We start from the raw sequence: 12,783 nt of genomic DNA, 5'->3' as shown, positions 1-12,783 counted from the left end.
TATTTGAAGCGGATAATCAGCGGCATCAACAGCCGATACATGATTTCGGAGGCAATATGTCCTTACGTGACGATCAACTGGCGACACTCACAGCCGCTGGCAAGGACTTCGATTACTACAACATCGCCAATCTCAACGGCATCGACCATCTGCCGTATTCACTGAAGGTGCTCGTCGAGAACTTGGTACGTAACATCGATGGCGCAAACATCACCGATGAGCATGTGAAAACACTGCTCAACTGGGATCCCGCCGCACAGCCCAGCCATGAAATTCAGTTCACTCCGTCGCGTGTCATCATGCAGGACTTCACTGGCGTGCCCTGCATTGTGGACCTTGCCACCATGCGCGATGCAGTCAAGGATCTGGGCGGAGACCCTGAGGTTATCAATCCTCAGGTGCAATCCGACATGGTGATCGATCACTCCGTACAGATCGACAAATACGGCATCGCCGACGCCGTCCAGCAGAACATGGACATCGAATATCAGCGTAACGGCGAACGCTACCAGTTCCTGCGTTGGGGCCAGCAGGCATTCAAGAACTTCCGTGTGGTTCCGCCGGGAACCGGCATCATTCACCAGGTCAATATCGAATATTTGGCCAAAGTGGTGATGAGCAAGGATTCCGGTCTGGGTGACGGCCGCCAGCTCGCCTACCTTGATTCTTGCGTGGGTACCGATTCCCATACCACCACCGAAAACGGTCTTGGCGTGCTCGGTTGGGGCGTGGGCGGTATCGAGGCCGAGGCCGCTATGCTCGGCCAGCCGATTTCCATGCTCGTGCCGCGCGTGGTGGGCTTCAAGCTCACCGGTTCCATTCCGGAAGGCGTCACCGCCACCGATGTGGTTCTGACCATTACTGACATGCTGCGCAAGCATGGTGTGGTTGGCAAGTTCGTGGAATTCTACGGCGAAGGCATCGCTTCTGTGCCGCTGGCCAACCGCGCCACCATCGGCAACATGGGCCCTGAATTCGGTTCCACCTGCGGTATCTTCCCGATTGATCAGGTCACGCTTGACTATCTGCGTTTGACTGGCCGCTCCGAAGAGCAGGTTGCTCTTGTGGAGGCTTATGCCAAGGCCAACAAGCTGTGGGGAGACGCTAACGATCCTGATTATGTGGAGCCGCAGTACTCCGAATATGAGGAGCTTGACCTCTCTACTGTGGTGCCGTCCATCGCAGGCCCGAAGCGCCCGCAGGATCGTATTCTGCTCTCTGAATCAAAGAGCATGTTCGACAAGACCCTGCCCTCCTATGAAACCGAGAAGACGGTCAAGGATCCGGTTCCGGTTTCCACTGATTTCCGTGGTGACTTCGACCTGACCAATGGTGATGTGGCTATCGCATCTATCACCTCCTGCACCAACACTTCCAACCCGTCCGTGATGATTGCGGCAGGCCTGATTGCCCGCAATGCGCACGCACTGGGACTGAAGCCAAAGCCATGGGTCAAGACTTCGCTGGCGCCAGGTTCTCAGGTAGTGGCCGACTACTTGAAGGCGGCTGGGCTGCAGGACGATTTGGATGCATTGGGCTACCAGCTTGTCGGCTTCGGTTGCGCCACGTGCATCGGCAACTCCGGCCCGCTGTTGCCGGAGATCTCCAAGGCCATCAATGAGAACGATTTGACCGTTACTGCCGTACTGTCCGGCAACCGTAACTTTGAAGGCCGAATCAGCCCGGATGTCAAGATGAATTATCTGGCATCTCCGCCGCTGGTCATCGCCTACGCGCTCGCCGGCACCATGGACTTCGACTTCGCCACCCAGCCGCTTGGCAAGAGCAAGGACGGCAATGACGTCTATCTGAAGGACATTTGGCCTACCAATAAGGAAGTGGCCGATGTGGTCGATGGCACGGTCAGCCGTGAGATGTTCTTGAAGGATTATGCTTCCGTGTTCGAGGGTGACCGCCGTTGGAAGGGTCTCGATGTGCCGGAGGGCGAGCTGTTCCAGTGGGATGAGAACTCCACGTACGTGCGCAAGCAGACCTTCTTTGATGGCATGAAGGCTCAGCCGGATTCGGTCCAGAACATCCATGGTGCTCGTGTGCTGGCTCTGCTCGGTGATTCGGTAACTACCGACCATATCTCCCCGGCAGGTGCGTTTAAGGCGTCCAGCCCTGCAGGCAAGTATCTGACTGAGCATGGCGTGGAGCCGAAGAACTTCAACTCCTATGGTTCCCGCCGAGGCAACCATGAAGTGATGGTTCGCGGTACGTTCGGTAATATCCGTCTGCGCAACCAGCTGCTGGCTTCCATGGGTGAAGAGGTAACGCCTGGTGGCTTCACCTATGATTTCACCACAGGAAAGCCGTCCACCATTTTCGATGCCTCGCTTAATTACAAGGCTCAGGGCACCCCGCTGGTGGTACTCGCTGGCAAGGAATACGGTACTGGTTCTTCTCGTGACTGGGCTGCCAAGGGTACGCTGATGCTTGGTGTGAAGGCCGTGATTACGGAGAGCTTCGAGCGTATTCACCGCAGCAATCTGATCGGTATGGGCGTGCTGCCGCTGCAGTTCCCTGAGGGCGAATCCTATGAGACGCTTGGGCTGAACGGCACTGAAACCTATGACATCGATGGGGTAGAGGAACTCAACTCCGGCAAGACGCCAAAGACGGTTCATGTCACCGCCACGCATGCCGATGGTTCCAAGACCGAATTCGATGCTGTGGTACGCATCGATACTCCTGGTGAAGCCGATTATTACCGTAATGGTGGCATCCTTCAGTATGTGCTGCGCAACTTGATGAAGTAAGACAGTGCGGATATAAGGCCGGTACCTTTTCTAGGTATCGGCCTTTTTGCTGCTTGCATATATGCTATACTGTATAGCATTTGGGGTAATGGAGGTTGCTATGACTATGGTGCAAATGAATGTTCGCATTGATGCGAAGCTGAAGGATGAGGTTGACGCCATTCTCAAACAGAACGACACCTCGGTGAGTGATGTGATTCGTTCGTTATGGGCATATATTGCGGATCGTAAAACGATTCCGGTATTGGAAACTACTGAGGAAGAACGTGCCCGCGAAGAGGAGAAGCAGCGCAAACTGAAACTGATTCATGAAGGTGCTGGTTTAGTGCATAAAGAGCTGGTCAAAGCTGGTGTAATCTCCGAAGACACGGATTTGATGGACGGCCTCACGTACAAGCAACTACGTGACGAAATGTACGACGAGAAATTCAAGGAGTACAGGAGACAATCGGCGTATGCGAGGTATCTCGATAAGGAGCAGGATTACTCATGAGCCAAGAAAAAACAGCATCGATTCTGTGTGATACTAATATCCTCATTTACTATATGAATGGCACTCCGCGTTTTATCAAAGATGTCGTGACATTATTTGAGCGGTGTGCTGAGTATGGAGTGGGAATCGCATGCGCCTCGCTCTCCCTTAAAGATGTGTTTTACATCACGCCTGCGAGATTCAAAGATGATTTCATTGATGATGAATCAGTAGTTGTTGCAACTACCGCAAAGCTTATGCTGCCGGAAGTAGCATGGTCAAGCATTGCGAGGTTGCGGACGCTAATGAAAATCGTTCCAGTTGGAGCGGATGAATGTGCCTTAGCTCAATCATTGCGATCTTCGCATAATGATTTTGAAGACAATCTTATTGTCGCTGCAGCTAAGAACTCGGGGGCAGAACATGTAGTTACTTATGATAAAAAACTTGCTCAGCATTACCCCGGATATTGTCTGACTCCAGCAAACCTAATATCTCAGTTGGAACAGAACTGAGACTAAGAACTGAGACTATCTCTGCGTGATGTCATGTTCGGGTGTTGGGTATCGTGGCTCACCTTGCAAAAAGTGAGCCACGAGAAGATAGCTGTCACTGTCCTTGAAGACGGAATTGCTTCCACACATCGCTAAGCTTCTGCCCATTGGAAGTACGCTTCCATACTTCCAGACCACCGCTGCTTTTACCTCCAGCTGCCGCTCGCGCAGCGGCGGTCGGAGTCTGATATTCCGAGCCATCATCCAAACGGAACTTGCCGTTTTCAGTAACTGTGGCATACCAGCGTTCGCCCTTACGTGGGCGCTCCCACACCAGACGCTCGCCGGGAACCAATAAACCAGCCTGAATAACCTGGCGAATAGTCACACGCTTGGAACTGCGGGCAGTACGAGCTGAAGCTTGCATGAGTTCATCAGGATTTTGGGTGGTCAGATCATTGTTGTTGCGATCGTAACGAATACCCCAATATTCCACGATAAGACGAATCGTCTCTTCCTGTCGTTTTTCAAGCAGTGAAGGTGTGCAATCGTTGAAATCCTTCAACTCATTGGTCAACGGGAAACGGCGAGAATTCGGCCTGAGCAGCATGCGATCTCGTCGAGCGGTGAACTCGTTTAACGTATCCAACTGATCGGCTTGACCTTGAACGATAGCCATATTGCCAAGTCGATACATCCAATAATCATGCTGTTCCTGCGTCCAGCCAGCAAACGACTTCGATCGTTCAATATTCAACGGCATGATGGGCAAAGCACTGAAACGACGAGGACGGTCAATGCGACCACCAGCCTTGTGCTCATTGGCGCGAATCAAAAGCAGCTTTACCAGATTGTCATCGGTTTGCATTTCCCCATGCAGCCTGACAATGGCATTTTCGCGATCGCTATCGCTGACTCGAAGACCATTGATACGATCAACCATATAGCCTTTATCGAGGTCACGAATTGCCGCATTTGCATATCCGCGCCGTTCTATGGCATCCGTGCGAACCAGTGTACGAATACCTGTTACGCGTTCCAAAGCAGAAAGGATAGTCAATAAACGGCGCTCGTCATGTGGTTCAAGAGCCTCGAGCGATACAGTGGCTCGTGCAACACGTGCACCCCGTTGCACAAATGGCGGATAATCAGGGTTGCCGAGTTGCCGGTATGAGTTGACCAGTGCCCACATGGCCACAGGCTTCCACTCATGATTGCGGTAATCATTCAGGCCCTCGAGCCGGTCACGAACCTCTTGCGGAAGAATGGTGTCGGCCGGCCGACTCATCACACGCCAAGCAGCAGCATACGGTGCCAATACTTGGTTAATGAAATCAGGAACTGTGCCATTACTGATATAAGGCTTCAGCACATTATCTAGAAAATCTTCAATGAGCTTATTGGTATCAGGCTGATGGGCGAGAATCAGGTAGAGGTAACTGAAGAACTCTTCGCAATCGCGGGGATCATCGCTGATTGGATCGACAATGTCATCCCAACGAGCCGTATAAAAATCCATCTGTGCATCACTTAGGCCGGAAGTGGCACGAGCCTTGAACACATCCGATGGCGTCAATGGCAGGCCTCGCATATTCATCACATCGAAAATGCGATGAGCGCCGTCAAGATCATCAGTGGTAACGATGACCAAAGTGACCTGATTCACCAGATATTGAGCAAACTGCTGACGTGCTGATTGGGCCCAACCTGAAATCTCATCGTAGACTTTGCGAATATTCTCCACGATATTGCGTTGCGCGGCATCAGCCAGATCATCGTAATCCATATCGAACACGGATTCGAGATTGTCTTCCTGCACATGTTCGCGGAAGAAATCAGCATCACGCTCACGCAGCGTCAATCTTGGTTCACTCACAATGCCACGAAGCTTGTCTCCGGGTTCCACCAGCAGGGCATCAAGCTGACGCATCAAATCGGCGTCACGCTCCAGATCACGCAACACCGCGATGATAATGGACAAGGAAACCAGACGCTGCTGGCCGTCGATCACATCATATTGATGATCGCCTTTGCTGACCAAAATAAGCGAACCGAGGAAGTAAGGGGTTTGTGGGGTTTTGGAGGCATCATTCAAGTCACTGACCAGTTGCAGGATGTTCTCCGCTTTCCAGATATAAGCCCTCTGGAATGAAGGAATCGCAAACCGAAAATCCGGTGTGAATACCCTGCCTAATGGAAGTTCCTTTGCATTAATCGCCATAATGAAATCCCCCTATAACCCCTTCGTCACTGATTGTGTGAGCGCTCAGCTACTCCAACTGTTCAGATTACCAGCGTTTCCTGTGAGGGAACCGTACCCTCATATAGGTAGAACGACATGGATTCATGATGATGCTTGGAAGCCGGAATGGTGATAGCTTCAATCTGCTGCAAACCAGTGTGATCGTAGAAACCCACATCGCACGTGGTATCGGTGTAAAGGAAGAACTTATCGAGATGTGCTGTACGGAAATCAGCCATCATGGTTTGGAACATGCGCTTGCCGAGCCCATGTCCACGAGCCTCAGGATCAAGCACGAATAATACGATTTCCGCGGCATAGTCATGGCCAGACTGGCGAGCTTGCTGACGAAGTTTCCAATCAATCGCCAGAATACCCACGATTTCATGAATGGCTCGCAACCCGTCCGGCAGTCCAGCCAGACGAGCTAAACCGCGCACAAAGTTGCGCTCATGCACATTCCAAATGTTTCGTGTATCGCGTGCATCAATACGGCCAAGAATAAGAGCGACTGGCTGGCCATCCATTACCGCAGTGTACGCGTTAGTGGTTCGAGCCAAGCAGTTCTCCCAATCCGCCTCAGCGGCGGCAAGTCCAGTGCGCTCGCTGAAATCGGCGTACCAGGTACGCCTTATCAAATCAATCAAAGACGGATAATCGCTATGCTGCAAAGGGCGTATAGTCACAGTTTCATTCATGCGTCTCATTATGCCTTATCTACGAAATGCTTATACAAGCCGAATGGGAATGAACAAATGGAAGATTCATAGACGCGCCGGTAAATCAGCGCGTTCCACCAGTCGGGCCATTTGCACTCGACCCATATTGAGTTTGTCTGCGGCAGAGGAAAGATGGGCTTTTGCCGTACGCTCCGAAATAAACATACGCGAAGCTATTTCAGCATTCGTATACCCCTCAGCGGCCAGAATAACGGCCTCGCGCTCCCTATCCGGCAGAGTGTTGAGGAGATTGCGCGCTTCGTCACGGCGCGAGTGTGGCTGCGATGCACTTAAATCATGAATTAGTTGTTTTTCGCTGGCTGTATTGAACTGTGGTGCACCAGCACATACGGCAATAATGCGTTGAATAATGTCGTTAGGCGCATCGGTTTTGGATACGAATCCCTCTGCACCGGCTTCCACCGCTCGCTCTACTGTGCCAGAAGGACTCAGCGAGGTAAGAATCAGTACATGTGGGGCAGGGGAGAGCCCGCGTAATCTACGGGTTGCCTCAATACCATCCATGCCAGGCATGGCAATGTCCATCAGCACCACATCAGGATGCTCTTTCGCTGCGCATTCCACGCAGGACGCACCATCATTGGAAGTGGATATAACGGTGATACGACCGGATGAATAATCGTTAAGAATCAGACTCATCGCTTGGCAGATCATAGGGTCATCGTCGATGATGCTTACCTTGATAGGCTCTACCGCCTTATCGGGAATGCTGAGATTTCCTGAAACCGACTGTTCTGAATATGTGCTGCCAAGGTTTGTGTTCACGCTAGCCATCTTAGCGATGCCAAGGCAATAGAACATCGACATGGAATAAGCGTTGCCCATCCACGCCATATCGGCATTGCCCTCCTGCTGACTGGACTCGAGCCGCCAATCCCGGCAATCCTGCACCGGTTCTGGAATCCGAGGCAGTCATGGTTATCGGATTGCTGACATGAATATGCACGCCTGTTTGCGGCGACGCCGTAATCTCCAAAGACACGGGTGCTCCTGGTGCGTGTCTACGAGCATTGGTCAATGCTTCCTGAATTGCGCGATATGAAACTTTGCTTATGGTTTCGTTCAATTCGCTCAACTGCTGAATATCAATCCAAGTATTCACCGTCATGCCGGAATTGCGCGCATCGGCAATCAACTCATCCAATGATTCACGCGTCAATGATGTGTCACTAGAAGGCGCAAGCTGTTCCCATGCCTTGCTTGGATTCCGCAGCATATCGATAATCGAGTGGGCTTCATCCAAAGCTCCCGCTGATTGACGGCGAATATCCTCAGCCTTTGCTGCCAACTCCTGTGCCTCAGGAGAATTGCCGAGTTTAACTGTTTCTGCTTGCAGTGCACTGGCGTTCAGCGCGAGCAGTGATAAGGAATGCGCGAGTGTGTCATGTGCTTCGGCAGCAATGGCATCCGCCAGCTGCTGATTATTGAGATCGGTTTGCAAGTCTGCCGCATGATTGGTTGCAGCGTTCGCCATCGCATTCGCGGTACGGAGTTTCGCTCGGGAACGGATGTGCAGTCCGATCAGAATTGCAATAGCAGATGCAACAAGCGCTGTAATAATCGCGGTGATGATTACAGTGGGCTCTTCGACCAGCATGACAATGGGGCGTCCTGTGCTTCCGCCCGTGTACGGCTTGGCGAAAATGATGTGCCATAGTGAACCATTGGCGGGTTGTAAGGCATCACGAAGTTGAGACCATACCGTTACCGCAGTTCCAACGATTCCTGTGCGGATAGTGGTTTTGCGGTCCGATCGACGAGCCAGCAGTGAGCTCATGGCCATCAGCACGATGAGGGAATCATAAGGAAGAACAGCAACCAAGATTGTTGCAATCCAGAAGGTCACTTCAGGGTATTCGGAGCGTGCCAACAGCAGGAATCCAACTGGCAGCCCCAATAATGTGCACGCGATAGCGAATATGTAGCCAGGGGAGTCCTCTGGGAAGTTTTGTGAGAAGAATGCTGTCTGAGCCAAACACATCAAACTTGCCAATGGCACCATAACCACCGTGCACCACAGTTTGGTTTGCACCGGTACTTCAGCCGCCTGCAACGGCACTTGCTGAGTGTGACCGGTATTGGGGTGGCGCGGAGCGTGAGCTTTTGGAGGGTGCTGCGCAAACTGTGGTTGTGTCATGCCTCCCACTCTATGGCGAGCTCCCGCGTCTCGCCACTGGACATTTGGGCATGTAACGAGGCATGGTTCATGCCCGAACGGGCAACAAAGTATGTCCATTGGTCCACTGACGTCTCCAGCTAATTCTCAGTAGCCTCGAAAAAGTCAGCGCAACGTTTGTCGCTCAAACAGAGCAAAGAGAAAGAAGGACATAATGACGAACGATAATACTATGCCGCAACCGAGCCACCAATCGCACGGTCAGCCGAAGCACACCACTATCTGCGGCATTGTTGCAGTAGTATTTGGCGCATTGGGGTTAGTGCTGAGCTTTATTCCAATCGTGAACAATCTTGCAGCCATTCTTGGATTCATTGGTTTGATTTTGGCGATTATCGCCATTGTCGGCACGTTCCGCGGGAAGAAGCGAGGCAAAGTATTGTCTGTGGTCTCAGCTGTGCTGTGCGTGCTGTCCATTGTGATTACTTTGGCAATGCAGTCGGCTACCAGTAAAGCCATTGATGATTCCATCAAGGAATCCAAGGGTATTGATACTTCGCAATCCGCACAATCAAATTCCTCAGATTCATCATCTAGTGCCAAGAACGAGCCTAAAGGCGAACAGGATATGGAAGGCGATATCGAGGGCGCTCATGTGAAGATCGTCTCTGCAGTGAAGAGTGGAAATGACTACGAGGGTAAGGCAACCGTAGTGGTGACCTATGAGTGGACCAACACTACGACTAAGAACAATTCGTTTGCGTCTTTGGCTCACCCACAATTATTCCAAAACGGTAAGTCACTTGATACGGCTGTATATTCGGATATGCCTGAGGGATACGATATGAACTCCTACACTGCTGAAGTGCAGCCCAATGCCACCGCGACCGTGACATTGGGCTATGTTACCGAGGATGATTCTCCTGTGACAGTTGATGTAACCGCATTAGCGAGCTTGGACAATACCACCAAAGTGATGCATACATTCGACTTGCAATAATGATCAAAGCAACGGCGGGTAGACGGCTGGGATATGGTTGTCTACCCGCCGTTTCGCTGCGGGCCGAGCAAATTCATGGAACGTTCAGGTTGCTTCCACTAAGATGGGCTGTGGAACGCAACAAAGGAGCGATTATGACATTTGGTCAGCAGCCCCAGAACAACGGGCAATATAACCCGCAATACAATACTCCGGACTACAATGCCGCCCAGCAAGGTGGATACGGCCAGCAGTACATGCAGAACGGATACAACCAGCAGAACTACGGCCAGCAGCAGTATGCCCAGGCACCATACGGTCAGAACAATCAGTACGCGCAGCCGCAAGGCGCAGGAGCTGGCACTGCCGCAATCAACACGACGATGACCTACAACTACGAGCAGGCTCAGCGAGTCTCCGTAACCCGTGCTTATGGCGAGATGACCATCGGTCTGATTGTCACGGCGATAGTTGCAGTGATGGGCCAGATTACCGGTGCGTATTACAGCTTCCTCATGGCCACTGGTTCAATCGGCCTGATTGGCTTGTGCGTGGCACAGATCGCGCTCGCTGTAGTGCTGGGCGCTCGCGTGATGAAGATGAGCACCACTGCAGCTCGCGTGATGTTCTATGTGTATGCCGCACTGATGGGCTTCACCTTAAGCTCTATCTTCATGGTGTACGACCTCGGTTCGATTGGGCTCGCGCTCGGTATTACCGCAGCATTCTTCTTCGCCCTCACCATGTTCGGCATGACTACGAAGTTCAACATGCTTAAGGCTGGTCCGATTCTGATGGTCGGCTTGATCGTGCTCATCATCTCGCAGGTGGTTTTGATGTTCCTGCAGGTCGACGGCATGACTCAGGTCGTGTGCGCAATCGGTCTGATTCTGTTTGCCGGTATGACCATCTATGATGCACAGTCCACGCGCGCACTGTTCACCGCGTACGAGGCTCAAGGGCCGGAAATGATCAAGAAGGTTTCCATCCTGTGCGCGCTGAACCTGTACCTGGACTTCGTGAACATGTTCCTGTACATCCTGCAGTTGTTCGGCAACAGGGACTAATACAACTATTGAGTTGGCTTTACGCCAATAGCTCATTAGGTTAGCTCTACAAGCCCGACCACAATGTGGCCGGGCTTTTTCATGCCTGTAAAGCAGAAGCATTAGGCTGGCACACCGTGAAGAGACAAGAATTTGTAGGCATGTTCTGCCTGTTGCTAACCGCTTTGATTTGGGGATTCGCGTTTGTGGCGCAGGTGCAGGGCATGGATTCCATGTCTCCGATGTTCTTCAATGCCTGCCGATTCACACTGGGCGCGCTGTCTTTAGTGCCGATTTTGTGGTGGCAGCGCAAGAAAGCCAGTAATCGGCAGGGGAGCGTGACGTATTCCAATGCAGGCGGCGCTTCCGTTGCTGCATCGCGTAATCCGCGCTCATGGTGGGTCGCGTTGCTTGCCAATCCTGTGTGCATCGCAGTGCTCTGCGGCATCGTGCTGTTCACTGCCAGCACGTTGCAGCAGTACGGCATTCTCTATGGCAAATCAGCCGGTCGTGCAGGATTCCTGACGGCGCTTTACATCGTGATGGTGCCGTTGCTGGCTTTTGTGTTTCTGCGCCGCCGTATTGGTATCGCAGTGCTCGCTGCTGTGATACTGGCGGTTATTGGCTTCTATCTTCTCTGCATTACTGATGGTTTTGGTTCGATTGGTTTGGCGGATATTTTGCTGGTGTTCACCGCCATACTGTTCGCCGCACATATTCTGGTGATTGATACGCTGGGTTCCAAAGTGGATGCCATCATGCTTTCATTCGGTCAGTTCTGCACTACCGCTGTGCTGAGCTGGATAGGTTCCGCGATTGAAGGATCGGTGAATTGGACTGGCGCATTGCATTCCTGGATTCCAATTCTATACGCGGGCATCGGTTCGGTAGGCATTGCTTACACCTTGCAGGTGGTCGGTCAACAGTGGGTGCCACCTACTCGAGCGAGTCTATTGATGAGTCTGGAATCATTCTTCTCGGCAGTGGGTGGAGCCATCTTCCTCGGCGAAGTCATGACTCCACGCGGCTACCTCGGTTGCGCTCTGATCTTCCTCGGCACTTTGCTTGCGCAGGCTCCGGCCAAATTGCCGAAGTTCCTGCACAAACAGCAGTAGCGAATCAGTCAGTGGTCTTCGGTGCCTCGCCTACCTGCGGAGCGCCATTGATATCGCGGTGGATGTTCTGCATCTGCACCTCGATATTCTGCAGACTGCGTGAGCAATCAAGCAACGTCTGTGAATGCTCATTGAGCTTGGCATCCGGCAGATCGGTTTTGTAGCGGAGCGCATGTTCGAGAGACGCCCAATAATCCATAGCAATGGTACGGAACTGCACTTCAACCGGCGTGTAATGTGCTCCCGAGGAGAGGAACACCGGTACTGCATAGATCACATGTAGCGAACGGTAGCCGTTTTGCTTCGGATTCTTGATGTAATCCTTGACTCGCAGCACTTGGATATCTGACTGCGAAGACAGGTAGTTTGACACGGAATACACATCATCGCGATAGTTGCAGATTACGCGGATGCCAGCCACGTCAAAGAGATTATCCTTGACGGAATTCACGCTGATGGGCAATCCTTTGCGTTCGAGTTTGCCGATGATGGAGTTCACTGATTTCAGGCGGCGCTCCATATGGTGAATCGGGTCGTGGCTGAATCGTACTTGGAACTCATCGTCGAGTATTTCCAGTTTGGTGCTGATTTCATACATTGCGCCTTCATAGACCTGCATCTGATCGATGAACTCGGTGATCTCGTCGGTGTTGAAACTGCCTTCCGGCAGATCGATCATCTTCAGGCGGGCCTTCAAATCGGCGGTGTTGAGTCTTCTATGTCGGTCAAGTATCACGCCAATTAATATACCCGGAGTGATTCGTTGAAACTGGACGGAGCCGGAGAATCTTCTAAAATGCTTCATCGTTTGAGAGCC

General features: G+C 52.0%; 11 protein-coding genes. 6 read left to right on the top strand and 5 right to left on the bottom strand.

The genetic code is table 11. The annotated features are described in order from the left end of the window. The first annotated feature begins 56 nt into the window (after positions 1 to 56). From acnA to AC1AY0_RS06245, 3 genes are all read left to right on the top strand, one after another. Positions 57 to 2,762, top strand: coding sequence for an aconitate hydratase AcnA (gene acnA / locus AC1AY0_RS06255; RefSeq protein ID WP_476523204.1), 2,706 nt, complete (start codon positions 57 to 59; stop codon positions 2,760 to 2,762). Between the two features lie 100 nt (positions 2,763 to 2,862). Continuing rightward, positions 2,863 to 3,255 (top strand): type II toxin-antitoxin system RelB/DinJ family antitoxin, encoded by a 393-nt coding sequence (locus tag AC1AY0_RS06250; RefSeq protein ID WP_476523205.1) that lies wholly within the window; start codon positions 2,863 to 2,865, stop codon positions 3,253 to 3,255. Beyond that, on the top strand, positions 3,252 to 3,749 hold the full coding sequence (locus tag AC1AY0_RS06245) for a type II toxin-antitoxin system VapC family toxin (protein WP_476523207.1): 498 nt from the start codon (positions 3,252 to 3,254) through the stop codon (positions 3,747 to 3,749). Before AC1AY0_RS06250 ends, AC1AY0_RS06245 begins: the two co-directional genes overlap by 4 nt. A gap of 94 nt (positions 3,750 to 3,843) precedes the next feature. Here the strand turns inward: AC1AY0_RS06245 and AC1AY0_RS06240 are convergent, their stop codons facing one another. From AC1AY0_RS06240 to AC1AY0_RS06225, 4 genes are all read right to left on the bottom strand, one after another. Next, positions 3,844 to 5,949 carry a GmrSD restriction endonuclease domain-containing protein gene (locus AC1AY0_RS06240; RefSeq protein ID WP_476523209.1) on the bottom strand — a complete coding sequence of 702 codons (2,106 nt, stop codon included), beginning with the start codon at positions 5,947 to 5,949 and terminating at the stop codon, positions 3,844 to 3,846. A 62-nt stretch (positions 5,950 to 6,011) separates the two neighbouring features. Continuing rightward, a complete protein-coding gene (locus AC1AY0_RS06235) occupies positions 6,012 to 6,668 on the bottom strand; it encodes a GNAT family N-acetyltransferase (protein ID WP_476523210.1) in 657 nt (218 codons plus the stop codon). Positions 6,669 to 6,734: 66 nt separating this feature from the next. Further along, positions 6,735 to 7,418, bottom strand: a complete 684-nt coding sequence (locus AC1AY0_RS06230; protein WP_476523321.1) for a response regulator transcription factor — start codon at positions 7,416 to 7,418, stop codon at positions 6,735 to 6,737. A gap of 67 nt (positions 7,419 to 7,485) precedes the next feature. Continuing rightward, positions 7,486 to 8,712, bottom strand: coding sequence for a sensor histidine kinase (locus tag AC1AY0_RS06225; protein ID WP_476523323.1), 1,227 nt, complete (start codon positions 8,710 to 8,712; stop codon positions 7,486 to 7,488). A gap of 328 nt (positions 8,713 to 9,040) precedes the next feature. Here AC1AY0_RS06225 and AC1AY0_RS06220 point away from each other — a divergent pair, with 328 nt between their 5' ends. The 3 genes from AC1AY0_RS06220 to AC1AY0_RS06210 all read left to right on the top strand — a co-directional run bounded on the left by AC1AY0_RS06220 (position 9,041) and on the right by AC1AY0_RS06210 (position 11,966). Continuing rightward, positions 9,041 to 9,826 carry a DUF5067 domain-containing protein gene (locus AC1AY0_RS06220; RefSeq protein WP_476523211.1) on the top strand — a complete coding sequence of 262 codons (786 nt, stop codon included), beginning with the start codon at positions 9,041 to 9,043 and terminating at the stop codon, positions 9,824 to 9,826. A gap of 134 nt (positions 9,827 to 9,960) precedes the next feature. Next, positions 9,961 to 10,872, top strand: a complete 912-nt coding sequence (locus AC1AY0_RS06215) for a Bax inhibitor-1/YccA family protein (protein ID WP_476526068.1) — start codon at positions 9,961 to 9,963, stop codon at positions 10,870 to 10,872. Positions 10,873 to 11,012: 140 nt separating this feature from the next. Further along, positions 11,013 to 11,966: a DMT family transporter gene (locus AC1AY0_RS06210; protein WP_476526118.1), complete on the top strand. Its 954-nt coding sequence runs from the start codon at positions 11,013 to 11,015 to the stop codon at positions 11,964 to 11,966. A 4-nt stretch (positions 11,967 to 11,970) separates the two neighbouring features. On the opposite strand, the gene AC1AY0_RS06205 is transcribed toward AC1AY0_RS06210, so the two are convergent. After that, positions 11,971 to 12,771: a GTP pyrophosphokinase gene (locus tag AC1AY0_RS06205; protein ID WP_476526066.1), complete on the bottom strand. Its 801-nt coding sequence runs from the start codon at positions 12,769 to 12,771 to the stop codon at positions 11,971 to 11,973. Between the last annotated feature and the right edge of the window lie 12 nt (positions 12,772 to 12,783).

Source organism: Bifidobacterium sp. LH_416 (genome assembly GCF_056357055.1).
This window is presented reverse-complemented; position numbering and strand designations above follow the sequence as displayed.

Bases quoted from the DNA above. Each gene is read 5' to 3' on its own strand.
- acnA (WP_476523204.1), top strand. From the start codon at position 57: ATGTCCTTACGTGACGATCAACTGGCGACACTCACAGCCGCTGGCAAG.
- AC1AY0_RS06250 (WP_476523205.1), top strand. From the start codon at position 2,863: ATGACTATGGTGCAAATGAATGTTCGCATTGATGCGAAGCTGAAGGAT.
- AC1AY0_RS06245 (WP_476523207.1), top strand. From the start codon at position 3,252: ATGAGCCAAGAAAAAACAGCATCGATTCTGTGTGATACTAATATCCTC.
- AC1AY0_RS06240 (WP_476523209.1), bottom strand. From the start codon at position 5,949: ATGGCGATTAATGCAAAGGAACTTCCATTAGGCAGGGTATTCACACCG.
- AC1AY0_RS06235 (WP_476523210.1), bottom strand. From the start codon at position 6,668: ATGAATGAAACTGTGACTATACGCCCTTTGCAGCATAGCGATTATCCG.
- AC1AY0_RS06225 (WP_476523323.1), bottom strand. From the start codon at position 8,712: ATGGTGCCATTGGCAAGTTTGATGTGTTTGGCTCAGACAGCATTCTTC.
- AC1AY0_RS06220 (WP_476523211.1), top strand. From the start codon at position 9,041: ATGACGAACGATAATACTATGCCGCAACCGAGCCACCAATCGCACGGT.
- AC1AY0_RS06215 (WP_476526068.1), top strand. From the start codon at position 9,961: ATGACATTTGGTCAGCAGCCCCAGAACAACGGGCAATATAACCCGCAA.
- AC1AY0_RS06210 (WP_476526118.1), top strand. From the start codon at position 11,013: ATGTTCTGCCTGTTGCTAACCGCTTTGATTTGGGGATTCGCGTTTGTG.
- AC1AY0_RS06205 (WP_476526066.1), bottom strand. From the start codon at position 12,771: ATGAAGCATTTTAGAAGATTCTCCGGCTCCGTCCAGTTTCAACGAATC.